The sequence below is a fragment of the Rhodococcus sp. BH5 genome, assembly GCF_027583855.1.
GTDB classification, from domain to species: domain Bacteria; phylum Actinomycetota; class Actinomycetes; order Mycobacteriales; family Mycobacteriaceae; genus Rhodococcus_F; species Rhodococcus_F qingshengii.
The window spans coordinates 426,773-451,547 of sequence record NZ_JAJHVW010000002.1 but is presented as its reverse complement, the minus strand read 5'-3'; the positions used below and the strand labels follow the sequence as shown (position 1 = coordinate 451,547).

At 63.6% G+C, this 24,775-nt stretch carries 27 protein-coding genes and 1 riboswitch; of the genes, 14 read left to right on the top strand and 13 right to left on the bottom strand.

Going from position 1 to position 24,775, the window contains the following annotated elements:
- Positions 1 to 62 precede the first annotated feature (62 nt).
- A complete protein-coding gene (locus RhoBH5_RS08460; protein WP_003939736.1) occupies positions 63 to 374 on the top strand; it encodes a hypothetical protein in 312 nt (103 codons plus the stop codon).
- A gap of 54 nt (positions 375 to 428) precedes the next feature.
- Positions 429 to 1,079, top strand: a complete 651-nt coding sequence (locus tag RhoBH5_RS08455; RefSeq protein WP_003940633.1) for a TetR/AcrR family transcriptional regulator — start codon at positions 429 to 431, stop codon at positions 1,077 to 1,079.
- A 424-nt stretch (positions 1,080 to 1,503) separates the two neighbouring features.
- On the opposite strand, the gene RhoBH5_RS08450 is transcribed toward RhoBH5_RS08455, so the two are convergent.
- A complete protein-coding gene (locus RhoBH5_RS08450) occupies positions 1,504 to 1,629 on the bottom strand; it encodes a hypothetical protein (RefSeq protein WP_003940363.1) in 126 nt (41 codons plus the stop codon).
- A gap of 87 nt (positions 1,630 to 1,716) precedes the next feature.
- Complete coding sequence (locus tag RhoBH5_RS08445; RefSeq protein WP_047270951.1) at positions 1,717 to 4,041, bottom strand: helicase-associated domain-containing protein; 2,325 nt, start codon at positions 4,039 to 4,041, stop codon at positions 1,717 to 1,719.
- Positions 4,042 to 4,101: 60 nt separating this feature from the next.
- On the opposite strand from RhoBH5_RS08445, the gene RhoBH5_RS08440 reads away from it, so the two are divergent.
- Positions 4,102 to 4,290, top strand: a complete 189-nt coding sequence (locus tag RhoBH5_RS08440; protein ID WP_019744939.1) for a hypothetical protein — start codon at positions 4,102 to 4,104, stop codon at positions 4,288 to 4,290.
- Positions 4,291 to 4,373: 83 nt separating this feature from the next.
- On the opposite strand, the gene RhoBH5_RS08435 is transcribed toward RhoBH5_RS08440, so the two are convergent.
- The gene (locus RhoBH5_RS08435; RefSeq protein WP_003939675.1) at positions 4,374 to 4,937 is read right to left on the bottom strand and encodes a transglycosylase family protein; all 564 of its coding nucleotides are present in this window, start codon (positions 4,935 to 4,937) and stop codon (positions 4,374 to 4,376) included.
- An 8-nt stretch (positions 4,938 to 4,945) separates the two neighbouring features.
- Positions 4,946 to 5,155, bottom strand: a riboswitch (cyclic di-AMP (ydaO/yuaA leader).
- Between the two features lie 395 nt (positions 5,156 to 5,550).
- Between RhoBH5_RS08435 and RhoBH5_RS08430 the strand changes: the two genes are divergently transcribed.
- The gene (locus tag RhoBH5_RS08430) at positions 5,551 to 6,948 is read left to right on the top strand and encodes a YncE family protein (protein ID WP_007733505.1); all 1,398 of its coding nucleotides are present in this window, start codon (positions 5,551 to 5,553) and stop codon (positions 6,946 to 6,948) included.
- A gap of 94 nt (positions 6,949 to 7,042) precedes the next feature.
- Here RhoBH5_RS08430 and RhoBH5_RS08425 read toward each other — a convergent pair whose 3' ends face one another.
- On the bottom strand, positions 7,043 to 7,432 hold the full coding sequence (locus tag RhoBH5_RS08425) for a YccF domain-containing protein (RefSeq protein ID WP_003939919.1): 390 nt from the start codon (positions 7,430 to 7,432) through the stop codon (positions 7,043 to 7,045).
- 33 nt (positions 7,433 to 7,465) lie between these two features.
- The gene (locus tag RhoBH5_RS08420; protein ID WP_003940194.1) at positions 7,466 to 7,693 is read right to left on the bottom strand and encodes a hypothetical protein; all 228 of its coding nucleotides are present in this window, start codon (positions 7,691 to 7,693) and stop codon (positions 7,466 to 7,468) included.
- A gap of 215 nt (positions 7,694 to 7,908) precedes the next feature.
- Here RhoBH5_RS08420 and RhoBH5_RS08415 point away from each other — a divergent pair, with 215 nt between their 5' ends.
- Positions 7,909 to 8,322, top strand: a complete 414-nt coding sequence (locus RhoBH5_RS08415; protein WP_007733502.1) for a cold-shock protein — start codon at positions 7,909 to 7,911, stop codon at positions 8,320 to 8,322.
- An 88-nt stretch (positions 8,323 to 8,410) separates the two neighbouring features.
- Here the strand turns inward: RhoBH5_RS08415 and RhoBH5_RS08410 are convergent, their stop codons facing one another.
- The 3 genes from RhoBH5_RS08410 to RhoBH5_RS08400 all read right to left on the bottom strand — a co-directional run bounded on the left by RhoBH5_RS08410 (position 8,411) and on the right by RhoBH5_RS08400 (position 11,499).
- A complete protein-coding gene (locus RhoBH5_RS08410) occupies positions 8,411 to 8,878 on the bottom strand; it encodes a DUF2771 domain-containing protein (RefSeq protein WP_223304425.1) in 468 nt (155 codons plus the stop codon).
- A 26-nt stretch (positions 8,879 to 8,904) separates the two neighbouring features.
- Positions 8,905 to 10,599: an MFS transporter gene (locus RhoBH5_RS08405; RefSeq protein ID WP_223304424.1), complete on the bottom strand. Its 1,695-nt coding sequence runs from the start codon at positions 10,597 to 10,599 to the stop codon at positions 8,905 to 8,907.
- Positions 10,600 to 10,668: 69 nt separating this feature from the next.
- Entirely contained in the window at positions 10,669 to 11,499 is an 831-nt protein-coding gene (locus RhoBH5_RS08400; protein ID WP_073512664.1) for a glutaminyl-peptide cyclotransferase, read from the bottom strand.
- 38 nt (positions 11,500 to 11,537) lie between these two features.
- Here RhoBH5_RS08400 and RhoBH5_RS08395 point away from each other — a divergent pair, with 38 nt between their 5' ends.
- The 3 genes from RhoBH5_RS08395 (at position 11,538) to RhoBH5_RS08385 (ending at position 15,658) form a co-directional block, all read left to right on the top strand.
- On the top strand, positions 11,538 to 12,359 hold the full coding sequence (locus tag RhoBH5_RS08395; protein ID WP_030535360.1) for a DUF3027 domain-containing protein: 822 nt from the start codon (positions 11,538 to 11,540) through the stop codon (positions 12,357 to 12,359).
- Positions 12,360 to 12,427: 68 nt separating this feature from the next.
- A complete protein-coding gene (locus RhoBH5_RS08390; protein ID WP_007733497.1) occupies positions 12,428 to 15,100 on the top strand; it encodes a sacsin N-terminal ATP-binding-like domain-containing protein in 2,673 nt (890 codons plus the stop codon).
- A gap of 6 nt (positions 15,101 to 15,106) precedes the next feature.
- A complete protein-coding gene (locus RhoBH5_RS08385; RefSeq protein ID WP_007733495.1) occupies positions 15,107 to 15,658 on the top strand; it encodes a phosphatase PAP2 family protein in 552 nt (183 codons plus the stop codon).
- Here the strand turns inward: RhoBH5_RS08385 and RhoBH5_RS08380 are convergent.
- The gene (locus tag RhoBH5_RS08380) at positions 15,648 to 16,688 is read right to left on the bottom strand and encodes an iron-siderophore ABC transporter substrate-binding protein (RefSeq protein WP_058037819.1); all 1,041 of its coding nucleotides are present in this window, start codon (positions 16,686 to 16,688) and stop codon (positions 15,648 to 15,650) included. The two genes, RhoBH5_RS08385 and RhoBH5_RS08380, sit on opposite strands and share 11 nt — an antisense overlap.
- Before the next feature lie 90 nt (positions 16,689 to 16,778).
- Positions 16,779 to 17,036 carry a DUF2530 domain-containing protein gene (locus RhoBH5_RS08375; RefSeq protein ID WP_007733492.1) on the bottom strand — a complete coding sequence of 86 codons (258 nt, stop codon included), beginning with the start codon at positions 17,034 to 17,036 and terminating at the stop codon, positions 16,779 to 16,781.
- A 102-nt stretch (positions 17,037 to 17,138) separates the two neighbouring features.
- Between RhoBH5_RS08375 and RhoBH5_RS08370 the strand changes: the two genes are divergently transcribed.
- The 3 genes from RhoBH5_RS08370 to RhoBH5_RS08360 all read left to right on the top strand — a co-directional run bounded on the left by RhoBH5_RS08370 (position 17,139) and on the right by RhoBH5_RS08360 (position 20,478).
- Positions 17,139 to 18,593 carry an NCS2 family permease gene (locus RhoBH5_RS08370; RefSeq protein ID WP_003940242.1) on the top strand — a complete coding sequence of 485 codons (1,455 nt, stop codon included), beginning with the start codon at positions 17,139 to 17,141 and terminating at the stop codon, positions 18,591 to 18,593.
- 65 nt (positions 18,594 to 18,658) lie between these two features.
- Positions 18,659 to 19,090, top strand: coding sequence for a MarR family winged helix-turn-helix transcriptional regulator (locus RhoBH5_RS08365; protein WP_003939901.1), 432 nt, complete (start codon positions 18,659 to 18,661; stop codon positions 19,088 to 19,090).
- 80 nt (positions 19,091 to 19,170) lie between these two features.
- Positions 19,171 to 20,478 carry an MFS transporter gene (locus RhoBH5_RS08360; protein WP_064114468.1) on the top strand — a complete coding sequence of 436 codons (1,308 nt, stop codon included), beginning with the start codon at positions 19,171 to 19,173 and terminating at the stop codon, positions 20,476 to 20,478.
- Here the strand turns inward: RhoBH5_RS08360 and RhoBH5_RS08355 are convergent.
- On the bottom strand, positions 20,462 to 21,010 hold the full coding sequence (locus RhoBH5_RS08355; protein WP_003940103.1) for a hypothetical protein: 549 nt from the start codon (positions 21,008 to 21,010) through the stop codon (positions 20,462 to 20,464). The two genes, RhoBH5_RS08360 and RhoBH5_RS08355, sit on opposite strands and share 17 nt — an antisense overlap.
- A gap of 70 nt (positions 21,011 to 21,080) precedes the next feature.
- Here RhoBH5_RS08355 and RhoBH5_RS08350 point away from each other — a divergent pair, with 70 nt between their 5' ends.
- From RhoBH5_RS08350 to RhoBH5_RS08340, 3 genes are read left to right on the top strand one after another with little or no spacing between them, the layout of a single operon-like run.
- Entirely contained in the window at positions 21,081 to 21,671 is a 591-nt protein-coding gene (locus RhoBH5_RS08350) for a TetR/AcrR family transcriptional regulator (protein ID WP_030535365.1), read from the top strand.
- Between the two features lie 48 nt (positions 21,672 to 21,719).
- Positions 21,720 to 22,526, top strand: a complete 807-nt coding sequence (locus RhoBH5_RS08345; protein ID WP_270008151.1) for a TrmH family RNA methyltransferase — start codon at positions 21,720 to 21,722, stop codon at positions 22,524 to 22,526.
- On the top strand, positions 22,523 to 22,783 hold the full coding sequence (locus RhoBH5_RS08340; protein WP_030535366.1) for a DUF2537 domain-containing protein: 261 nt from the start codon (positions 22,523 to 22,525) through the stop codon (positions 22,781 to 22,783). Before RhoBH5_RS08345 ends, RhoBH5_RS08340 begins: the two co-directional genes overlap by 4 nt.
- 20 nt (positions 22,784 to 22,803) lie before the next feature.
- Here the strand turns inward: RhoBH5_RS08340 and RhoBH5_RS08335 are convergent, their stop codons facing one another.
- Both RhoBH5_RS08335 and sepH read right to left on the bottom strand, forming a co-directional pair.
- Positions 22,804 to 23,589 carry a DUF6928 family protein gene (locus RhoBH5_RS08335; protein WP_270008150.1) on the bottom strand — a complete coding sequence of 262 codons (786 nt, stop codon included), beginning with the start codon at positions 23,587 to 23,589 and terminating at the stop codon, positions 22,804 to 22,806.
- Positions 23,590 to 23,641: 52 nt separating this feature from the next.
- The gene (gene sepH, locus RhoBH5_RS08330) at positions 23,642 to 24,583 is read right to left on the bottom strand and encodes a septation protein SepH (protein WP_003940223.1); all 942 of its coding nucleotides are present in this window, start codon (positions 24,581 to 24,583) and stop codon (positions 23,642 to 23,644) included.
- Between the last annotated feature and the right edge of the window lie 192 nt (positions 24,584 to 24,775).

Sequence of the window (24,775 nt, the reverse complement as noted above, 5' to 3'; positions counted from 1 at the left end):
GATATCGTTGTTGCAAGTCGATCGACTGAACCAAGTACTTTCCGAAGGAGTATTGAAGAGGTATGCAACTGGACGTCACAATCACCCCCGACTCCTCGACCGTCGAACTGAACAGTGTCGACGACTTCACCAGTCTCTCGGTCGTCGTTGGCGGCGACGATCGATCCGAGACTCTGAGTCGGGTACTGGAACCGTGGGGGGAACTCGAGGGGGATCACGTCTGGCTCGACATCGGCCACTTGGAGCAAGCCGTCGCTGCCCGGATCGGAAACACCGAGTGGAGACAGAAGTTCTCCGCGATGGTGGACTACGCACGCGCCCACGGCTGGGTGGATCGCGACAACAGGGTGCGAGCACACCGTGAATCACTCTGACTCCGCGTTCGCCACGGTTGAGACGTTTGTCGAGCCCGTGCGAAGCTCGTTCGTATGACCGACTCCCGGCAGAACCGTCAAGGCGACGCGACGCGTCTGCGTTTGCTCAAAACTGCTGAAAGGCTTTTCGCGACAGAGGGATTGGATGCAGTTTCGCTGCGCTCGGTCAACGCCGCGGCCGGTCTCGGGCCGTCATCGGTCCACTACCATTTCGGAACCAAGGACGATCTGGTCGCAGCGGTGCTGTTGGACATGGGAACGTCGGTGCGAGATCAGATCAGCGCGAACGTCGACGCCCTCTCCGCCGACAAGACGCCGCCGACGGTGGAGGCGCTGGTACGGGCCGTCACTGCGCCCTACAAGGCATTGCTCCTTCGCCATCGCACGCGGGGAATGCGATGGATCAGAATCGTCACGCAGATCTCGCAGCCGCAGATGTCACGACCGGGCCATCCAGCCCTCGAGGCGACCGAGTTGCACCTGCGTGAACATCTTCTCGACCAGGTCCGTCGTACTTTTCCTGCTACCGATCCCGAACGGCTCGAGACTCGCTGGGCGATTGCCTTGATGGGCTTCCTCCAGGCGTTGAGCCGGGCGGACGATTGGAGCGGAAGTGGCAAGCCGCTCGCGCCGGAGCGGCTTGCCGACTTCTACGAGGACCAGGTCGTCTTTCTGGTCGGTGGTGTGCGGCAGTTATTGGGGTGAGCGCCTAATCGATGCGTCTCCTATTTCTGCGCGACCACTGACTTCCGCATTTCCATTACATGAGTAATAGCTTCGGAAATTCCGGACCGGTAACCGATATTCTTTTCGGAATCACCCGGAGTGGAATCAAGCTCCGATTCGAGTCTCGTTTGAATGCGGTCCAGGGTATGGATTGTTCTTTTCACGATGGTTGATTCTCTTTCTGCGGTAAATCCGATAGAAGTATTCCGGATTGCCGAGCGTGTTCGTCGAGGACGCAGAGTGAAGCGAGGGTCATGCCCGCTGCGTACCCGCGCGAGCGTGCGTCAGTTCCTCGATTACGTGACTTGAACAGGTTGAACGTTTCGTGCAGGTGCACAAGGGTGTCGGTGGGGGCAGGCATTGGTCAGCTTCGCAATCAGCTCGTCTTCTCTGGACTTTGCTGTCAGCTCCGCTTCCGCTTACGGATGAACTCGGAAGACTCCGCAGATTTCGCCCGCTTCTCCGCGCGGCGTTCCTTGATCGACTGGGCGGGTTTCTTCATGTTCTTACCCGGCGCCTTGTCAGCCATTGTCGCTCCTCATTTTTCGAAGTGGCAATCACAAACTGACCTCGACCATACTTCATTTACAGAAAAAAGCCAGTTGCTTCTTTTTTGCTACTTTTTTCCGGAGTCGACGGGGCTGACGGAAGTAATTCGGTGCAACGTGAAACGGCGAACCGCGCCGCTCGCGGGGTCGAAGGCGTCCAGCTGTCCGCCGCCCACGCTGACGGGGTCGACGATGCGATGCGTCGCGACCCCCTGGGCGTCGACGTAGCCGATGTTGACGCTCGAATTGTCTCGGGCCGCCGTGGCCAGCAAGGCGATGGTGGCGGCGTTGTTCTCCCGTGAACCGTCCGTTCGCACTCCGCCGCGGCCGGGGGCGGAAGCACGGTCTCCGGCCCGCATCGTGCGGACCAACGACGCCAGCTGATCCGCCGACGGGCTCGCCGGCATCCTCGACGCCGGTCGGCTGCGACGGTTGGGTACACGTGCCCCGCGTGGGCGGAGATCGACCAACGTGCCCGAGGAGTCCTCACCTGCCGGCGCGAATCCGGCGGCTCGCAGCTCGGTCAGGACTTCGCGGAGAGGGGCCTGCGAAATCGCGACGGTGGGAGCCAAGGCGCGCAGTGCCAACGGCTCGGCCACTGCGGATGCGAGGACCTCCGCCAGCAGTGACGCGTCCTCACATCGAATGAACGACGCCGCCACTCCGGCACGCAGTCGTCCGTGTCGACGGGCGACATCGTCGATCAGATACGAAAGTGATTGGGGGACAGGAGTCTTCGATTTCGAAGCGAACATCGTATGCAGTTCGGTGGCCGTCAGACCGGCGTCGAGCGCACGACGCACGCTGTCCTCGCTGATGCGGTACATGGACGCCGATCCGGCCGACTCGATGTCTGCGACCAGGCTCACCTGCTCGAGCAGGTCCGGTACCAGCGGGCCGGGCGCAACCAGAGTCAGATCCGCCTGGACCAGGATGTAGTCGATGGGCTCGGGTAGGGCGGACTGCATTTCGGCTTCGGCGTCCCCGCCGTGCAGCAAAGCTCGTCCAGGTGACGACAACGCGCCGCGGGCCACCAGCCCGAGCGCGGCGGCCTCGTCCAGAGTCCGCTCGATCGCGAACGTCCGTAGGCGCCCGCTCCATCGCGGGCGTCGCCACGCCAGTAGTCGACTTACCTCGACGGCCGACGCGGTCTGGCCGCTGTCGAGTTCGGAGAGCAGCCCGAGAATGGCCTGACGATCTCGCGGAGCCGCCGGAGCGCGGCCCTCCTCGGACAACGCCGCGATCGGCTTGTCGGTGGAATCGCGCAGCCCGATCATCCACGGGACTCGAGGTACGTCGACCCAGGCGGACGCCAGGACCTCCCACCGTCGCGCTGTGGATGCGTTCAGCCAGCCGTCGACCGCGAGCGTGGGCGTCCAGTATTCGTCCGCGTTGTCCGAGACCGGCGCCGGATCTGGTGTTCCACTGGCGATGAGTCCGGCTGCCGAGAGCAACTCGACAAGTAGGCTCACGCGCGCTTCGTCGAGATCGGCCGTCTTGGCCACGCGTCGTAGTTCTCGAACACCGAGCCCACCGGCTCGCAGTGCGGGGGCCGGCGCTGCGCCCAGAACAGCGATCACGTTCTCGCATTGGCGTACCAACTCGAGCGCCTCGCCGGCTGCTGCGGCGTTCACGTCCGCCGGCTTGAGTTTGTCGCCCCCGATGACAGGTGCGGTCAGCGTCGTCGGATCGAAAACCGGCTCGCCGCGGATGACCTGACGAACCGTCGCCGGAAGCTCGACGGTCTGCTCGTCGAGCCACCGCAGCAGGCCGGCCGCCAGCAGTCGTTGAACCGGGCGCTCAGGCGGCGTTCCGGGGGCAGCGTCGCGGGTGCGACCGATCGGGCTGGAGTTGGCGAGTGTCTCGAGGAGATCCCGCTCGCGGGTGTCCAGAGCGTTGAGCGCAGCCGAGATCTCGGTCTCGGTCATCGCCTCGGCAGGTTCGAGGGCGCGCCCCACACGCCACGGAATCATCCCGATGACTGCCGGGACGACGCTGATGGGATCGACACCCCAGATGAGGGCGGACGCGCGCATCTTCGACAGAGACTTGTCGACGGCCTTCTTGGTGACCTTGCCCTTGCCGGTCAGCGCTCGTTCGGCGATCGCACTGTTGAGCTCCGCCCGCGTCATCGGAGTTTCCTCGGCGCCGCCCAGCGCCAACAATTCGAGAAGACCGAAATCGAGGGTGTCGAGTTCGTCTGCGGCTCGGCTGACCGACGCGCGTTGCTGTGCCCGACCGCTGAGAACCACCATCGTGCTCGGCGGCGGTACGGCCAGATCGGGGCGCAGACGCAGCAACTCCGTCAACTCGGCGTCACTGCGCGCCGAGAGCCAATCGGTCAGACTTTCGGCTGCGGAACTGCCCGCCGGGGTGCCACGTGTTTCGGTCATCAGGTATCAGATTAGAGACCTGGTCTGTACGGCGTAACGGCGTCCTGTCAAAATGACTTCGTGGCCAACAATTCGAAGCAACACTATGTAGATCCAGGATGGCCGGAAACTGCAGACGGAGATCACGCAGTGACCGAATTGTCATCGACCCGCGCAGGTGGACTTTCACCCTTCGGCGAGGACACCACCTTTCCGGTTCCGGTGGAGTCACTTCCTTACGTACACCCGCACACCGTCATCAACCGATAACAACTCGACACGAAGAAGGCCCGCACCGAATCGGTGCGGGCCTTCTTGATGTTCGAGCGTCCGAGCGGACAGTCTTGCCGGTGTTACTTGAGGAACGACTTCGCGGTGTCGGCGACTGCGAGGATCTGCGGGTCGACCGGGATGCCGTTGGCCTCGGCGAATGCGATTGCCTGATCGATGGCGTCGGCGACCGGGTGTGCAACGGTCTGTGCGACCTGCTGCGCCGGAGCCGGAGCTGCCTGAGGAGCCGTCGTGGCCGGAGCGGAACGCTCGGTGGCGCCGCTGCTCAGCCCGAGGCTGGAGGAGCAGGACGGCCATGCGCCCCAACCCTGGTTTGCGAGAACACGCTCGGCAACAACGATCTGCTGCTCGCGAGTGGCCTGGTTTGCGGTGGCTGCGTACTGTCCGCCGCCGTGTGCGTTCCACGTGCTGGGGGAGAACTGCAGTCCGCCCTGGTAACCGTTGCCTGTGTTGATGGCCCAGTTTCCGCCGGCCTCACACTGGGCGAGACGATCCCAGTCGGAGTCGGGGGCAGCGTTTGCGGTTCCGGTGGCTGCAATTCCTGCTACGCCCATGATGGCGCCGGTGACGGCGACCTTGGCGACAGTGCGGCCGGTGGTGGTGGGCTTGCGATGGCGTCCGCTCATGATGGTCGAAATCCTCTCCACACGCGCCTGCGAGGTCAGCTGTCGGGTTCGGGCTGAGAGGTCGCCCGGCCTCGCCTTTCCTGGCTGGAAAGGGTCTGGCTTCACCCCAAGATTCGGTCTTGCGATCGAACCGGTGTCCACTGGAGAACTTTTCTGTTCTCACAGAGGACTTTGGGTCCCCCGTCCTCGTCCCTGGAATGCTCTGTCGGAAGTCCGGTACCCGCGGGACAAGGCTTGGCGCGGCGGGCCGGAGGTGGCCGAGTTTCCCGGCCGAAAACGACGGTAACGGCTCGAGTCGCTCGTGTCACCATTTGATAACGCGGCGTGGCGAAAGACGTACAACGCGTCACACAAAGCGCAGGAGACTCTTCCCAGGTAGGTGGGGGTGCCCGAGTGAATGTCCGGTTGTGTCCGTTCCGTTATCCATCCGTAATGTGAGCAAGGTCACACGTTATGCGGAAATAGAATTTCGGGCGATTGAGAGGTGCGTCGATCCGGACCCAAGGTTGTGGCCCGTGTCTCAACATCGACTTTGGAACTTAGGTTAGGTTTGCCTGACTTGCCTCGCTTGGGCAGGTTTCGCAGAGTCTTCCAAAGAAGTAGGGCACCCCTCATGAAACTGCAATACCGTCGGCGTGCGGTCACCGCGTCACTCGCCGTTGCCGCTGCTGCTGTCGGCCTGGCCGTCACTGCTCCCGCTGCACACGCCTCACCCGAGGATCCGACACACGGTGTTGTCGGAAGCTATTCCGCAACCCAGCCCGGCGACATCGTCGTCGACGCGGCAACCCACCGCGGATACATCACGCAGTACGGCGGACCGACCAGCTCGTTGTCCGTCGTCGACACGAACACCGGCAAGTCCGTCGGCACCATCGACGGCGTCGTCGGTTACCCGTCGGCACTTGCCGTCGACTCGGGCCTCGGACGCGCATACGTGTCCTCCTCCTACGGCGGCGCGATCTCGATTGTCGACACGAAGACCGGCAAGGTCGAAAAGACGGTCACGCTGAGCGAGAAGAACCCCGACGGCTCGCGTCCGCAGATCAACGATGTCGTCGTCGATCCCACAACACACCGCGCGTACTTCTCGGACTACAAGTCCGGCAACATCCGAGTCGTCGACCCCAACGCCGCCGACGCCGTGTCGAGCATTCTGGTCCACAAGTCGGCAACGCCGACCAAGCTCGCCTTCGACAGTGTCCGCGGCTTCCTCTACATCGCGGACACCAACTTCTTCGACGAGAATTACGGCCGCACGCTGTGGCAGGCGGACGTACGCAAGGGCGGAGCACTCAAGTCGATCGTGCGTGCCGACAACCTCTACCCGGTCGACGTCGATGTCGACACGAACACCGGCAACATCTACATGACCGACACCCGGGCAACCAACCTGTGGGCGATCACCCCGGCCGGCGCGGTTCTGTCGAAGACCACGCTGTCTCCGACCGCGATTCCCAACGGCGTGGTCGTCGACGCTGCGGCAGGCATTGCATATGTCGCGGACGTCATGAACGGACACCTGTGGTCGGTCGATCTGACGACCCGCGCCACCACCGCTCTGACCGATACCAAGGTTCCGGCACTGGAGAAGGTCAAAAACCTCGCGCTCGACACCTCGACCGGCGCCATCGCGTCGACGACCAACGGGGGCAAGGTGACAGTCGTTGCTGCGTACCCGCTACCCGCCACCGTCGAATTGCCTGCCGCTCAGGTAGGTAAGGCGTATTCGCAGAAGCTCACTGCCGCCGATGCGCGCGCAACGTTTGCACTCACCAGTGGCACTCTGCCCGGCGGACTGTCCCTCGCACAGGACGGCACCATCTCGGGTACCCCCACCGCTGTCGGCAGCGTCACCGTCGAGATCACTGCGAAGAGCGTGCTTTCGCGTGCTTCGAGCGTGACCATCGTGGTCTCCGAGGGGCCGGTCGGCCCCGTCGATCCGGGCAACCCGGGAACGGGAACCGGTTCGCTCGGTAACCTCCCCGGACTCGGTAGCCTCGGCCGCTGATACGACCTGATACCAGAGAACCCGACCACAGCAACTGCTGTGGTCGGGTTCTTCGGTCCGCGGGCCCGCTATGCGTAATCGACGCGGTCCACGACTATGCGTAATTCACCCGGTCCACGTCGACGATCTCCTTGCCGAGCGGCATCAGCGAGATCGGAATCATCTTCAGGTTCGCGACCGCGAGCGGAATTCCGATGATCGTGATCGCCATCGCGACGGCGGTGACGATGTGTCCGATCGCCAACCAGATACCGGCGATGATCACCCAGATGACATTGCCGATCATCGAACCGACACCAGCGGTCGGCTTGTCGACGACGGTCTTACCGAACGGCCACAGTGCGTAGATGCCGATGCGGAATGCCGCGATTCCGAAGGGAATCGTGATGATGAGGATGCAGCAGATGATGCCTGCGGCGAAGTAACCCAACGCCAGCCAGAAGCCGCCGAAGACCAGCCAGATCACGTTCAGGAGGATTCTCATGGTCAGTGACCTTTCGGTTGGAGGCGGGAGTGATCAGCGCACGCGTCGACCGGATCTGAGCGTGTAGACGATGGCCAGGAGGAAGCCGATCGGGCACGCGAGTGCTACCAGGTACAACGCCAGGCCGGGTGGGGTGTCGCTGAAGATATGGACTGCGAAGATGGCCACGATCGCCAGGAATCCGACGATGAACAGTGCCATCGCCGTACGGAACAGACCGTTTCCGGTGCCGGAAGTGCGCGGGTTCGGTTGAGGGTCCACACCTACGAGGATAGTGCCTGTAAACCTGGGTGCCGACCCGGGTTCGTCACAGGTAGACTGTTAACAGACTGCGCGCCCCGCTGAAGCAAGTGTGGGGCGCGTTCTTTTGCATTCTTCCACCGGAAGCGATGCGAGCAAGGCCATGAGGCTCTTCCGAGAGCCTCCCGAGCACATTGGGGCAGACGCCCCAGTCGAGTGATGAGCAGGTGAACGCGGTGCCGACCGGCAAGGTGAAGTGGTACGACGTCGAAAAGGGTTTCGGCTTTCTGTCGCAGGAAGAGGGCGAGGACGTCTACGTCCGTGCTTCCGCTCTCCCCGAGGGCGTCGAAGGCTTGAAGGCCGGCCAGCGCGTCGAGTTCGGAATGGCTGCGGGCCGCCGCGGTCCGCAGGCACTGAGCCTGAAGGTACTCGAGCCGGCGCCGTCGTTGCGCGGCGCGACGGCGACGCGTCGTGAGCCCGTCGAGCGTAAGCACACCCCTGATCAGTTGCACGGCATGGTCGAGGACATGATCACGTTGCTCGAGGCGAAGGTCCAGCCGGATCTGCGCAACGGCAAGTACCCGGACCGTAAGACCGCTCAGCGGATCTCCGAGGTCGTCCGGGCCGTCGCTCGCGAGCTCGACACCTGATCGCTCGATACGAGCTGCCGTACACGGCTTCGAAACAAAATGCCCTGCACACCAATCGGTGTGCAGGGCATTTTCGACGTTCCGGGGATCAAGCGGTCTTGATCGACCAGATCAGCAGTCCCTGTTCGCTTCCCTCACCGACGGCGAGGTGGATTTCGACGCCGACCAGTTGCTTGACGGGATCGCTCGAAGACTCGACCGTCACTGCCAGGGCCTCGCCGGGCTCGAAGACTCGGGGCTCACCGGTCTGGTTGCCGTCGGCATCCTCGTAGACGGCGAGCAGTGCCCACTGCGCATCCGAGACGTCCGTCGACAACGACAGCTGCAGCGGGTAGCCCGCTGGAACGTCGAGTGCGTAGATGTCGCCCACCTGGGCGCACTGGGACAGGTCGATGGTGCAGAAACCGGCAGGGTTCGTTTCGATCGTCTTGCCGTGTGCGTATGCAGTGATGACCGGCAGCTTGTCGGGGTCGTCGTTGATGTTCTTGATGATCACGAAAAGAACGGAGACGTAAGCAACCAGTGCCACCACCATCAGGACACTGATCGCTGCCACGATCTTCTTTGTTCTCGAGCGCATCATCACTGCGGAGTACTTCCTTGTCCTCGGTTGGATTTACCGGTGTAAATCACTTCGGTCACTTCTTGTTCGGCCAGATCGGGTCGCTTCCCGCCGAGGCCGGGCAGGAGGCTGCTTCCTCGGTAGCTCAGGAAGGTCTGCAGAAGCCCGATCGTCAGGAACACCGATACAACAGTGAACCCGATCCAGTATTCGGTCGGAAGCAGAACCCCCAATGCGCCGCCGAGTACCCAGCTCAGCTGCAGAACCGTCTCGGATCTACCGAATCCGGACGCGATCGATTCCTCGGGCAGGTCGTGCTGGAGTGACGCGTCGAGTGAGACCTTGGCGAGCGCGCTGGCGGCCGATGCGATGAGCGTGGCAAGCGCGGCCGTCATGAGGTTGTCCGTCAGAGCTGCGATCACCGCGATGATCCACACCGACGCAGTACACCGGAGCACGATCAAGGCAGGCCGGCCGAGCTTGAGGCGCGCACCCGTGGCATTTCCGGCGAAGTTACCCAGACCGGCTGCTGCGCCGACCAGGCCGAGCATCATGGCCTGCTGGAGCGGCTCGTGATCGGTGCGTGATTTGGCGACGAACGCGATGTAGAGCGTCAGGAAGCCGGTGAGCACGCGAATGGTGCCGTTGCCCCAGAGTCCGATGATCACGGCGCGTCCGAGAGGCTGACGGACCTTGGCAGGTTTGGCGTCCGGCTGCGGTGGGGCGCTGCCGGCGTGATGCGCTTCGTCCGGGTGGTAGGTGATGGTCGCGGGAACCTCACCTTCGGTGACCTCGACCCACGACGGGATTCGCATGCTCAGATATGCGCCGAACACGGTGACGGCGACCGCGAACCACAAGGCGCCGGTGGAACCGAAAGCGAGCGCGAGCGCACCTGCGACAGCTCCGGCCCCGATCGTTCCACCGATCAGCCCGAAGACCGTCAGACGCGAATTCACGCGCACCAGGTCTATTTCCGGTGGTAGGACGCGTGGTGTCACTGCGCTCTTGAGCACCGAGAACGATTTACTGAGCACCATCATGCCGAGCGCGGCCGGATAGAGGATCCAACTGTCGAAGTTGAAGACCAGGATCACCGCGAGGAGCGTCCGGATTCCGAACGACGACGCGAGTGCGATGCGGCGTCCGCGCTGCAACCGGTCGAGCATGGGGCCGATGAGCGGTGCGATGACCGCGAACGGTGCGATCGTGATCAGGAGATAGAGCGCGACCTTGGTCTTGTCCTCGCCCGTCGCGGCCGAGAAGAACAGCGTGTTGGCCAGAGCGACGGAGATCGCCGCGTCGGTCGCGTTGTTCGTCATCACCGCGTAGGTGAGAGCGGTCAGACCGGACTTGTCCGCGCCGTCGGCCTTCGCCGCGCGCTGGAAGGTCGCGATGCCCTTGTTCGTCAGTTCGCGGCTGCGCATCGCTGCGACGCGAGTGACGGTGAGCTTGCGAGGCATCGGTGGAGCCTTGGGAGCGTCCGCCCCCGGCGTCTTCGAACCGGCCGCGGATTCGGAGTCTCCCCGCGATTCGGGAATCGGATGCAGCGGTGGCAAAGGCGTGCGACGGGCAGCGGGACGGGCCGAAGGTGGGTAATTGTCCGGGCGGGCCGCGGGTGGGTAATTGTCGTAACCGGGGTGCACCTGTTGCCCCTCCGGCTCGTCGTGGATTCGCCGAGTTTCGGGGTCGTAGGGTTCGCGCGGTCCGGTCACCACTCAATTCTGTCCTAGTGTCGGCGCGGCTACCACGCACACCCCTGCGAGTCCTGTGTCATGTCGGACTCAGTTAACAAAACGGACTTCGAACATCTGCGGCCAATACTTGCCGGTGAGCAGGAATCGATCGGTACCGGGAATCTGCGCGATGCCGTTGAGAACGTCGACGGTGCTGGTCGATCCGTCCGCGACGAGTTCTTCGCGTAGCGGCGAAGCGTCGTACACGTTCGTGACGCTGCCGTCCGATGGGTCGATTCGGACGACGGTGTCCGTGGTCCAGACATTGGCGTAGACGGAGCCGTCTTCGGCGCATTCCAATTCGTTCAGCTTGCCGACGGACTCCGAAGATCTGGTGACGTCGACGGTCGAGATCGGCGCAAAGGTTTCGGGATCGCGAAAGGTCAACGTGGCCGAACCGTCGCTCGAGACAATCCGATCCCCGAGCGAACAGATTCCCCATCCCTCGGTGTCGAGTGGGAACCGCCCCCGTTCGGTCAAGGTGTCCTTGTCACGGGCGATGGCAACGCCGTCTTTCCAGGTGAGTTGCCACAGTGTGTCTCCGGCGACCGTGATGCCCTCACCGAACAACGGCGGGTCGAGATCGGCACGCGCAACTTCCGGTCCCGAAGCGGGGGACTGCTCGTCGGAGATCTCGCTCGAGCGCACCCAGGACTGCCCGACGCGTCCGGTGCTTTCGTACAACCGGTTTCCGTCGATCTCGAGGCCCTGCGTGAACGCGTCGGGATCGTGCGCGGACACTCGAACGATCTCGACGGAGCCGGTTTCGGACGTGAGGTTGTCGGGAGCGCCGGGGGAATCGGAGCACCCCGCCAAGGCCGAGGCGATCACGGCGACCACTGCAAAAGTGCGCACGGAATTGGCGTGTGACCTACTCATCTGCCCAGCATGGCAGCCCAGTGCGTTGCGGACTTGCGGTGGTGCGGCAAACTGGAGGAGTGAGTGTTGCTACTTCTCCAGAGCGTGCAGTGCCGCGCCCAGTACTGGCCGATGCGGTCGAGCTTGCCCGAAAGGCAGTCGTCGACCTGCATGAAGGCGGTGTGGGGGCATACCTCGGCGTGACGTCGGAGGACGAATTTGCCGCCACCCATCGATTTGCAGCAGACATTCCGGGATACCGCGGTTGGCAGTGGGCGGTTGTCGTCGCTGCCGGACCGGAGGACACCCACGCCACGATCAGTGAGTTGGCGCTGTTGCCGGGTCCCGACGCGTTGGTTGCGCCGGAATGGCTGCCATGGGATCAGCGGATTCGTCCCGGCGATCTGTCCGTCGGTGACCTACTCGCCCCGCCGGCCGAGGATCCTCGCCTCGTTCCCGGCTACGTCGCCACCGGTGACCCGGAAGTCGACGAGGTAGCTCTCGAAATCGGGCTCGGCCGCAAACAGGTCATGAGCCGCGAGGGCCGACTCGATGCCGCGCAGCGTTGGTTCGACGGTGACTTCGGCCCGGAGTCGGAGATGGCGAAGGCCGCGCCGTCGACGTGTGGACTGTGTGGATTCTTCCTTCCACTCGCCGGTTCGCTGCACGCAGCGTTCGGTGTGTGCGGAAACGAACTCTCCGCAGACGGCCGTGTGGTCAGCGTGTCCTACGGTTGTGGCGCGCACTCGGACACCAGCCTGCCGCTCGGTGCGGGCTCGCCGCAGTTCGACGCATTCGACGACGGGGCCGTCGAGCTGATTGCGGTGCCCGCTCGCCCGTCGAGCGCTGTTGCAGTTGAGGATTCGGTATCCACCGAGTAGAAGATCCGTTCGGTACGGACGCACTCCGCGAGGCGACGCTGCGCGCGTGGTCGGAATCTCCGACGCGATTGCGTGAAGACGCGGCTGCGGAATCCGACCTCGCAAAGGCCGGGTACCGCGACCGTCTGCTCACCGAACTGGCGCAGAACGCTGCCGATGCAGCTGCACGCGAGGGCGTCCAGGGCTCTTTGTGGGTGGATGTGGACGGTCGGACGCTGACGGTGGCGAACACGGGCCGTCCACTGGACGAATCCGGTGTACATGCGCTGACCGCGCTGCGCGCGTCGAACAAGGTCGACGCCGACGAAGGTGTGACGGGACGGTTCGGCGTCGGATTCTCGGCAGTTCTCTCGGTCAGTGACGAGGTGGAACTGCGCTCGTCGACGGGATCGATTCGATTCTCTGCCTCGCACACTCTGCGCGAGATCGAGTCTCGCGAACTCCCGGTACCGGAAACCAGTGTCCCCGTACTTCGTTTGGTGTGGCCGTCTGGCGAATTGCCGAGCGATGGTGCTGATTCGGAAGTGGTGCTGACGCTTCGGCCGGACGTCGATGCCGCGGCGCTGCTTTCGCAGATGACACGTGAGGCAGTCGACCTGCTGCTCGAACTCCCGGCTCTCGGATCAATTCGTCTGGGTGAGAAAACTTTTCGGCGATCGGAACGGGTGCTGGATTCCGGCCTCGTCGAGATCGCGATCGGTGATCGCACGTGGTGGCAGTACACCGCGCCGAACGCGCGATGGTTGGTGCCGGTCCGCGACGGGGTCGTCGAGCCGGTCGCAGACGACGTCCTGCGGGCGCCGACGCGATCCGACGAGGAGCTGTCGATCCCCGCGATCATCATTGCCGACATTGCAATGCAACCCGATCGGCGACGCATCATGCCCGCTGCACCGATCGCTCCGCTTGCCGAGGGGTACGCGAAGTTCCTTGCTGCACTACCTCCTCGGCAGCGAACGGCACTCGTCCCGATCCCTGCCTTTGCCCGCAGTGAAACGGATTCGCTTCTGCGCGAAGCGCTTCTGAAGGAGCTGCAGGAAAACGAGTGGCTTCCGGTGGTCGGTGAACCCGACCGCGCGCCGCAGCGAGCATCCGTGGTGCCCGGGCTCGGTGATGACCTTGCCGAGTTGCTCACCGACATCATCGGCGGCCTGGTTGTCCCCGAGCTCTCCGGCCCCAAGCACGAGCGAGCACTCGCGGCAGTGTCGACGCACCGCATCGGGCTCGCGCGCATCGCGGAACTGCTCAGCGGTTCGGAACGTGAACCGAAGTGGTGGAATCGACTCTATTCGGCTCTCGAGCCCTTGGTGATCGACACTCTTGCGGTGGAAGAGCTTGGAACACTGCCGGTTCCGCTCTCCGACGGACGGACGGTGACCGGGCCGCGGACCGTCGTCGTCGGCGTCGAACTGGGCGAAGACGCGCCGTCGGTGCAGTGGACGAGGTTGGTTCATCCCGTCGCGGTTCACCCGTTGCTGTCTCGATTGGGAGCGCAGACCGCGAGTGCCACCGACCTGCTGTCCGATCCGGCGCTGCGCGCATTGATCGAAGATGCTGCGGACCAAGATGATTCGGTAGCGACGGAGTTGGCGCAGGTTGTACTCGGATTGGCGGCCCACGTGGCGCCAGGAGCGCTGCCGTCGTGGATCGGTGAAGTGCTGCTTCCTGATTCGGAGGGCGAATTGCGGTCCGCCGACCAACTTCTGCTTCCGGGAGCTCCCCTTGCAAGCGTCCTGGTCGAGGATTCTCCCTTCGGCATCGTCGACGCTGATTTTGTTCAGCAGGTGGGGGAGCAGGCGCTACGGGTAGTCGGTGTCGGGTGGGGTTTCACGGTGGTCCGTGAGGAATTGCCTTCCGGCCCCGATCACGATCTCGACGCCGAAGACGCATGGTGGGACACCCTCGACGAGGACCCCGAATACATCGAAGCCGTGCGCGATCTCGACCTCGTAGACGAAGACCGCTGGCCGCAGGCGTTGTCGCTGCTGGTCGAGTCGCCGGCGACGCGGGCGCTGCTCACCGACCGTCGTGGATACACGGCGTGGTGGTTGCGTTCGAATGCCGAACTCGGCGGTGAGGTGCTGGGCTTGCTGCGCGCTCCGGGCGATCGCACCTTCGAGGGATTGCTCGATGCTGCCGAACACCCCGACGCCGGATTCTTCTCCGGATTGCTGGCATCGGATACCGTCGACGATCCGGAACTGGCTCAGCTGCTGCTCGATCGGCTTGCCGACCCACTACGGATGCCGGCCTCCGCCGTCGTCGCGCGGACGCACCGACTACTGGGGGAGGCAGCGCAGCGACGGGTTCTCGACCTGGAGGAACTGCACCTGCCGCCGTTCGTGCGAGGCCTTTCCGGCGATCTGGTCGATCCCGGCGACGCCCTTGTTCTCGACCGACCGTGGCTGGGAGCGGCACTGCCTGCACAACGAGTGGTGCTCGGCAGCTTCGAGACGGCCGACGCACTGGCAGATCTGCTCGACGTCGCGACGGCGTCTGCATCCGTTCACGGACGAGTGAGCAGCACCGGCGTCGTGACGACGTGGGCGAACGAACCGCAGGCAGTTCTCGGCTTCGCAGCCCTCGGCCGTGAGGTTCCCGGCGGCGAGGTAGTGATCCATCACGAACTGTCGGTGGAACTGACGGGGGCGGTCGAGACGACGGTGATCGTGCCGTGGTGGGTGGACTCGGACGGCGTTCATCACGTGATGCGTACGTGGACTCTGCCGCAAGGAATGTGAGGGCAGATGTCTTTTGATCAGTGGGTACTCGACAGCGCAGTGAGTCAGCGGACGGCGTGGCTCGTGGACGTCGTCGACGTCATCACCGACAGCGGCGGAACCCTCGCGTCGTGGCTGATCGCGACGCTGCTCACGATCGTGCTTCTGGTTCGGGGACTACGCACCGAAGCTCTGCTGATCGCCGGATCGATGTTGACCGGTCTGCTCGTGATGAGCGGATTGAAGCGCATCTTCACGCGAACCCGTCCACCCCTGCCGGAGCGGTTGATCGAAATCGATTCGTATTCGTTCCCGTCGGGCCACGCGATGATGAGCGCGATCCTCGCGACTTCGGTTGCCGCCGTGATCCTTCGTCTTGCCTTGCCGAGGCTCGCGAAGATGGCAATGCTCGCGAGCCTCGGCCTGTACACGATCGCCGTCGGATTCTCCCGCGTCTACCTGGCTGCCCATTGGATGACCGATGTACTGGCAGGTTGGGCGTTCGGGATGATGTGGGCCGGGGTGTGGATCTGGGGAACCGCGCAGATCAGAAAGCGCCGGGCGCTGGTTACTTCGTGAGCTCGGCGAGTAGTTGGCTCGTGGCCCACGGCAAGCTCAGTGCCGAGCTTGCGGTCAAGGCCGCACCGACCTGCGGAGCCTGATCGTCGTTGACGTAGACGACGCGATTGTCCTTGACCACGTCGAGTTGCTGGAAGCCAGGGTTGTTTCGGACCGCCTGTGCGGCATCGGGATTGCCGATGACAACGAGACGGTCCACGTCGAGAAGATCCAGTCGTTCGGTGGAGATCGGCGCGTAGAACTCACCGTTCATCAAGGCCTCGACCGCGGGAGCAGGTTTGAATCCGAGACTGCCGAGAACCCGTCCGCGGGCGTCCTCGGAGGAGAAGGCGTAGAACTCCGGGGTCGCGTCGACGCTGATGATCACCGCGGTCTGGTCTGCAAATTCCGGGTGAGCGCTTCTGGCGTCGGCGAACTGCTTGTCGATATCGGCGACCAACTTCTCGCCGTCGGCTTCGCGACCCACTGCCTTCGCTGCGGTCTTCGTCGTGATCTGCCACGGAGTTGCGTAGTCGCCGTAGGCCGGATCCTTCGCGACGGTCGGGGCGATCGCGGAAAGTGTGCTGTACAGGTCTTTGTCGATGCTCGAGTAGAGCGCGAGGATCAGGTCGGGCTCGAGCGCAGCGATCTTTTCGACGCTGATCGTGGTTTCGGGATTGCTGCCGACGACGGTCGGTTCGGTTCCGCCCCAAGGGCCGGTGACCCATGGCCACGTGCGGTTGACGTCCGGTTCGCCCGGGTACTGGTTGACCATTCCGACGGGCTTGATGCCCAGAGCCAACAGAGCCTGCTCGTCGTTGTAACCGACGGTGACGATCCGTTGTGGTTCGGAATCGATCGTGGTGCTGCCGAAAGCGTGATCGATCGTGACGGGGAAGGCGCCACCACCGGAACTCGACGGACTACTTGCTGCGTCGTCGTTCGAACTGCAGGAGACGAGTGCTGTGCCGACCAGGGCGACCACAGCAACGGATGTCAGTCTCGTCCAACGTCCTCGGCTTTTCCAACGATTTCGGTGGGAGATCTTCACGGCTACGTGGTTCCTTTCAGCATTGACAAGCTAAGACCGACACTGGAGTGCAGGGTAGGCTTACCATACTGAAAGGGTGAATCGACCTGCTCAGTCGACCAGACCGGCGCCCTGTTGTGCGCCCTTGTCACCGCGCACAGCTGCGCGTCGTTGAATGGAGAACAGAGCGAAGCCGAGGAAGCCGACTCCGATACCCGCGTAACAGATTGGGAGTGCATCCGACCAACGGTCGCCGCTCACCGCGACCACGATCGTGGCGATCACCCACAACGCGGTGCCGATGATCAGTGCCGGCGCGGGTGCGGACAATTTGCCGATCAGGCCTGTTGTGTTGCGAGTCTCCGTCACAAAATTAACGCTACCCGTACCCCGGTGGCCTACTCTCCCTAGTGCGACCGGCTTCATGTGCGCCGGCACACGGCGACCTACAGCGATGGGGAAAGAACAAACATGGCGGCACCCGGCAAGATCCTCGACACCTATTTCAAGATCAGCGAACGAGGGTCGACGATCTCGACCGAGATTCGCGGCGGTGTCGTCACCTTCGTGGCGATGGCCTACATCGTGGTCCTCAACCCCCTGATCCTCGGCAGTTTCTCGGCTGACGACGCTGCAGCGAAGACCGACGTTCTCGGCAACATCCTTCCGGTCAACCAGGTGGCTGCGGTCACCGCTCTGGTTGCGGGCCTGATGAGCATAGTCTTCGGTGTCGTTGCCAACTATCCGTTTGCCATCGCCGCGGGTCTCGGCATCAACAGCCTGCTCGCCGTCACAATCGCACCTCAGGTCACCTGGCCCGAGGCGATGGGCCTGGTGGTCATCGACGGTGTGATCATCGTTCTGTTGGCACTCACCGGTTTCCGAACTGCGGTGTTCAATGCGATTCCCTCGGCATTGAAGTCCGCGATCGCGGCCGGTATCGGCATGTTCATCGCCTTCATCGGACTGGTCGACGCCGGATTCGTCCGCCGTATCCCCGATGCCGCCGGTACGACGGTTCCCGTCGGCCTCGGAATCAACGGCTCGATCGCTTCGTGGCCGACCGTGGTGTTCATCTTCGGTGTGCTGCTCATGGGTGTTCTGGTAGTGCGCAAGGTTCGTGGTGGACTGCTGATCGGCATAGTCGTCACGACGATCCTCGCTGCGATCATCGAGGCAGTTGCCGACGTCGGACCCTCGCTCGGAACCAACCCCAAGGGCTGGAACCTCAGCATCCCCGCGATCCCGGAGATGCTCGGTGGTATGCCTGATCTGAGCCTGGTCGGCGACGTCAGCATCTTCGGCGCATTCACCCGCATCGGTGTTCTGGCCGCCAGCCTGCTTGTCTTCACCCTCGTGCTCGCGAATTTCTTCGACGCCATGGGCACGATGACGGGTCTCGGTAAGGAAGCCGGCCTGACCGACAAGGACGGAAACCTCCCCAACGTCGGTCGCGCGCTTGTCGTCGAAGGCGCGGGCGCGATCGTCGGCGGTGGCGCTTCGGCGTCGTCGAACACCGTGTTCGTGGAATCCGCGTCGGGTATCGCCGAAGGCGCCCGCACGGGCCTGGCAAACGTCGTGACCGGACTGCTCTTCCTCGTCGCGATGTTCCTGACGCCGCTCTACTCCGTCGTGCCGATCGAGGCAGCTGCGCCTGCCCTCGTCGTCGTCGGTGCGCTGATGATCGGGCAGGTCCGAGACATCGATTTCACCAAGTTCTCGGTTGCTCTCCCGGCGTTCCTGACCATGATCGTCATGCCGTTCACCTACTCGATCGCCAACGGCATCGGCGTCGGCTTCATTTCATGGGTGGTCCTGCACGCTGCCAGCGGTGGTATCAAGAAGATCCACCCGTTGCTCTGGATCGTGGCGGCACTTTTTGTGGCCTACTTCACTGTCGGACCCATTACCGACGCCCTTACGTGAAATCAGGGTTGACCGGTATTCGATTACGTGAGCTACCGGCCAGCTCTTGACGTATTGTCTGACGCGTGACCACCGAAACTCGTGCGCTGGCCAGCGATCTTTCCCTGGCTGTAGTGCGTCTCACCAGGCATCTGCGCGGCCGCAGAGTCGACGCTCAGGTATCGCTGACGCAACTGTCCGCCTTGGCGAGCCTGGATCAGTACGGCCCGATGACTCCTGGCGTACTCGCAGCACGTGAGAAAGTGCAGCCGCCGTCGATGACGCGCGTTGTTGCTTCTCTCGCCGAGCTCGGTCTGGTCGAGCGCTCGCCGCATCCCACGGACGGTCGTCAGATCATCGTGAATCTGTCCGACGCCGGGCAGGCGTTGCTCGCGGACGAAACCCATGCGCGTGAGGCGTGGATGAACGAGCAGCTGGCCGGGCTGGGTGGCGAAGAACTCGCGACACTGCGCGGTGCCGTCGAGATCATCACCGAGATGGTCAACAAGACGGAGTAGCTCCGCTACCTAGAGGTCGTTGCCCAAACGAATTACTCGAGGGGCAAGATAGTGGGGTGCCCCGAGACCCCGATTCCGGCATGTTTGCCGCGCTCCGCAACCGCAACTACCGCCTTTGGGCTTCCGGACAGATCGTTTCTCTGGTCGGCACGTGGATGCAACGCATCGCCCAGGACTGGCTGGTACTGACGCTCTCGGACGGCAACGCGCTGGCGGTGGGCATCGTCATGGCCTTGCAGTTCGGCCCGACGCTGTTCTTGTCGGTGTGGGGTGGGGTGCTGGCCGATCGGTACGACAAGCGTCGGATCCTGATCTTCACGCAGTGGGCGAGTGCGGTATGCGCGCTGGTGTTGGGTCTGCTGGACGTCGGTGGGCTCGTCGCGTTGTGGCATGTCTTCCTGATTGCCTTTGCCCTCGGCTGTGTCTCGGCGCTCGACGCACCCGTGCGTCAATCGTTCACCATCGAAATGGTGGGCAAGGAGCACCTGTCCAACGCCATCGCGCTCAACTCCATGACGTTCAACACGGCCCGCATCGTCGGTCCGGCCATCTCGGGTGTGCTGATCAACCTGATCGGAACAGGGTGGGTGTTCCTGCTCAACGTCGCGACATTCGGTGGGGTGCTCATCGCGCTCTACCTGATGAACAAGAAGGAGTTGATCCCGTCGGAACCGGCCCCGCGCACCAAGGGGCAGGTGCGCGACGGGTTCCGATATGTATGGGGCCGCAAGGACCTTCGCGTGATCATGGTGTCGGTCTTCATGGTCTCGACCTTCGGCCTGAACTTCGCGATCAGCCTGGCGGTGATGGCGCGCAACACGTTCGGCCTCGAGGCCGACGGTTACGGATTGCTGTCCACGACGCTCGCCGTGGGCACCCTTGCCGGCGCTGCGTACGCCGCAAGACGGAAGGAAGCGCCGCGGTTGCGGACGTTCCTCGGTGCCGCCGTGGCTTTCGGTGTGTTCGAGGTCGCGGTGGGATTGATGCCCACCTACGCGTTGGTGGCGCTGATGTTGATCCCCACGGGCGCACTGACGTTGACGTTCACGACGTCCGCGATGAACATCCTGCAGATGTCGGTGCCTTCCGAGATGCGCGGGCGGGTGATGGGTATCTACATGCTCAGTTTCCTCGGTGGCACACCGCTGGGAAGCCCGTTGCTGGGTTGGCTCGCCGACTCCGTGGACCCACGTGCGCCCTTGATCGTGGGCGGAGTGATCTCGCTCGTCTCGGGCACTGTGGCCGGGGTGTACCTGCTACGCAGCGAAGGGCTGAAACTTCGTCTTGCGCGACCGGAAGACGGTGGCAGGCTGCCGGTTTTCGTCCTGCGTCCGGTGATCGTATGCGACGCGACCGAACAGGCAGTCGAGGCTAGCCGCGCGCCGTGACCTTCTCACGCTTGGGAAACACCGTGTAGCTCAGGGCGATTGCTCCCCAGATTGCGAGTACCACTGTCAGCTTGCTGATCCATCCGTCGAGGGCTCCAGTGCGGGTGGGGTCGTCGACGAGGAAGATGGCCGCGCCGAGAAGTCCGCACGCGACGGCCCAGGCGATCGCGGCTTTGCCGAACTCGCGCCATTCGCGCAGTGCTCGCGCACTCCCGTACTTGGGTGGTGCGACGGGAGCCGGGCCGCCGGCGAATCGGTAGGCGAACCTGGCGTCGGCCCAGGAGATGAGGCTGTGTCCGAACGCGACGGAGAATCCGATGTAGGCCGCGGCAAGCCCATGGGTGAAGTTCGCCTCGCCACCGCCACGAAGATCGAGGGCTGTGGCGACGAGCAGTACGACATCCACCAGGGGCGCGCAGATGAGCAGTGCGGCGCCCAGCGTTTTGCGGCGCAGTAGATAGCGGGCCGCGAGACCTGCGGCGATGAACACCCAGAACATGATTTCGCACGCGATGATCAAGTGGACGATCATGACATCAGCTCATTTCTAGTACGACTGTGTTAGTGATTGAAAACTAGCACAGCTGTGTTAGTTTTGTGAAGTGGTGAAACGTAGCAGTCCGGATGAGCGGCGTGAAGAGATCGCCGAGGCCGTGTGGCGTGTGATCCGTCGAGACGGTGTGGCGAGCGCCAGCGTCCGGGCGGTCGCGGACGAGGCGAAGATGTCGACGGGGTCGCTACGGCACTTCTTCGCGACGCAGTCCGAACTCTTGCTGTTCGCGATGACGCTCGTGACCGTCCGGGTGGAGGAAAGGATTGCCGGCATCGACTTCGATCCCGACATCCGCCGCGCGATCCGTCAGTTCACCGATCAGTTCGTTCCCCTCGACCAAGATCGGCGTGAAGAAATGCAGGTTTGGGAGGCCTTTGCTGCTGCCGCCCAAGCCGATTCGGCGTTGACGGCCGTGCGTGACGAGACAGACCGGACCTTGTTCGAGCACTTTCGTTCGTTCGTGGAAGCGGCGCATCGAGCGGGTTTTCTACGGCCGGGTGCCTCGGTCGACATCGAGGCGATGAGATTGCATGCGCTCGCCGACGGGCTCGCGTCGCACGGCGTCGACAATCCCGAGCGAACCAATCCAGAGGTGATCAGCCAGGTGCTCGACGCGCATTTTGTCACGCTGTTGCGTTAGGTCGGGAGTAGTGGTGGGGGCTCGCGGTGCGTACGGCACGATAGACCCGTGGTTCACGTCATCGACATCTCAGATCCCGCCGACCCCCGGCTGGATGACTTTCGCGATCTCAACTCTTCGGATCGGCGCCCCGACCTCCCGGAGGGCAAGGGACTGGTCATCGCCGAGGGAGTGTTCGTCACTCAGCGACTGCTGGCTTCGCGGTTCGAGCCGATCAGTCTCCTCGGCGTCGAACGACGGCTCCTGGAGCTCGCTGACGATCTCGACGGGGTGGACGTGCCGTTCTACCGTACGAGCGCCGAAGTGATGGCCGAGGTCGTCGGATTTCACCTCAACCGCGGCGTCCTCGCTGCAGCAGCACGCCCGGCACCGCTCGCGGTCTCGGACGTGTTGAAGGACGCGAAGACCGTCGTGGTTCTCGAAGGCGTCAACGATCACGAGAATCTCGGCTCGATGTTCCGCAACGCGGCGGGGCTCGGTGTCGATGCAGTTCTGTTCGGGAAGGGTTGTGCCGACCCGCTGTACCGGCGGTCGGTCCGTGTGTCGATGGGGCACGTGCTGCGAGTGCCCTTCGCGCATGTGGCAAAGTGGCCACACGACTTGGATGAGCTGCGTGGCAACGGTTTTCAGCTCATTTCCTTGACTCCGAATCCGGAAGCGGTCACTTTGGCCGAAGCGATGACCGGGGAGAAGGTAGCGCTACTGCTGGGCGCCGAGGGGCCAGGTTTGACCGAACATGCGATGCGGGCCACCGACATTCGTGCCAAGATACCGATGGCGCCCGGCACCGACTCGCTCAACGTCGCGACCGCAGCGGCGATGGCCTTCTACGAACGTGTCAGGACCGGCCGGTGACTCAGGACCGCACGCCCTGGTTCACCGGAATCGCGGTGTCGGTGTTCGCAGCCATGCTCTCGACCAGTGCCGTCGCGGCGTTCTGTGTCGCGCTGGGCAACGTGAACGTGCTCCTGGCGGTTGTCGTCAATGTCATTGCGGTAGGCGGACTTGCGCCGACCGTCTGGCGCTGGCGAGCCGTCCCCGTCTGGCGATGGGTGGTCTACGGCGCGGTAGCCGGCGTACCGCTCGGGTGGATCGCAGCGATAGCCGCGTGAACCTGTGAGGCTGCTCGGCGCTACTTGAAGCCGAAGTACCGAGCGAGGCGGCCGCGCGGCTTGGCCACCGGTGCGTCGTGGATCGGCGGCATGTTTTCGGGCATGGGTACCTCTGTCGGCGCCTGCTCGGGCATCGGCGCGGGGGCTGGTGGTGCAGGTTTGGGTGCCTCGCCGGGTCGGTGAATCTTGAAGCCCCACAGGAGAATCTGCGTTGTGTCGAGTTCGTGTTCTCGCGGCGCGCCGGTGTATCGAAATCCCAGCCACTCGAGGTTGGCGGACTCCGCGAACTGTTGCGGGTGGAACGGAAGTGACTGCGGGTCAGGCAGGATCCCGGGCGGGTAACGCAGGGGATGGTTGCCGGCCCAGAATTCCAGTTCCCAGGTCTGTGGGATCCCCAGATTTTCGACGATGTCGATCGGGATGGCACTGAACGAGCGTCGTAGCTCGCCGTCCTCCCACAGTGCAAACGAACCCTGCGCGGTTTCGGGGACGGAGCTGATCAACAGCGTCGAGCCCCCCTCTGCCGAAAGGTGCCAGGAATCAGGCAGTTTCGAGGGGACGAAGGTGCTGAGTTCGGAGCTGCAGACGACACTCACTCGACCGTACGCGCCGACGAAGACGTAGCCGGGGCTCACCGTCGCGGCCATCGACAGCGGCTGAGGCCCGAGCGACTCGAACTCCTTGTCCGGGTACAGCGACATGGCGATTTTCAGGGCCTCGGTCTGATCCGGCTGTGGGTACCTGCTCAATTCGGTGCGAGCGCCTGCGCCGCCCAGAAACCAGATCGTCGATACCCGTGCAGCCACCGGCAGCCCTCTCTCCTCAGCCTCGCTCGAAAGAAGAATACTTTCCTTCGGGTCAGCGACCGCTGCTGCGGACCCCGAGGAGTACGTCGTCCCACGAGGGAAGAGCAGGCCGTCCGCGCTTGTCCTTGGTCTGCGTCTGCTGCGGAGCGGTTTTCGGGGTCACATCCGGTGCGGGTTCGGGAACCTCTTCGGTGACGACGGTTTCCGGCTCGACAGCAATCGGTTCGGGCGCCACGATCCGTTCCGCCACCACCGTCCGCTCGGGGACTACTGTGCGCTCGGAAACTGCTGTCCGCTCGGAAACTGCTGCGGGCTCGGGCTCGATCTCCGCCACCGGTTCGACGTCGAATCGGGACAGTTCGAGCTGTTCCGGTTCGTTCGAGACCACCGGTACCAGGCCGCGGAGCGGGCGACCGAAGTCGGGATCGATCAAGTCGAATGCCGCGTCGTCGAGTGCGACGATCGTTCCGCCGTGCGCGTCGGGCTGGTAGCGCCAGTGCGCAGCGTTGGTGGTGCGGCCGGCCTGCCACTGCAACTGCGCGACCCACTGATTGTCCTCGTCGCGCCAGGCATCCCAGGTGGCCTCGTCGATACTGTGGCCGCGGGCGCGGAATGCGTGGGTCACGATTTCGGAGAGGGTGGGAACTGTCGGACCGTTGTCGCGCACCGGGTGTCCGCCCTGCGCCATTTCCGCGGCGCGGGAGCGCTCGAGCAGAACGGGGTACGCAAAGCGCTCGACCTTGCTGATGGGGATCTTCGCTTCTTCGGCGACCTGCTCTACGGAAGCACCGGAACGAATGCGCGCCTGAATTTCGCGGGGACGGAGTTGGCTTTCCATTTCGATCTCAATCTGGCCGAGTCGAGCCACGTCTCCGCGGGAAGCTGCACGAAGTTTGTCATCGGCGGGAAGCCGGAATTTCTGGCCGGTTTCAGCATCTGCGCACACCACATGCGATCCATCGGGTTCAAGTCCGATCACTCGAAGCTCTCGCACATTGACCTCCTTATCGCGCCGGCTCGCGACTTTGCGCCGCGCTCAACTGTAATTCATTCGTGACCATGGACTCGGCAGGACACGCAGGGCGAGATGACCTCGGATCCGCCCACCGGTGTGGTAGCTCACAAGGCCTGGCGCAAACGACGCTCGGCCCCCGACGTCATGCCGGGGGCCGAGCGGTGAAGCAAA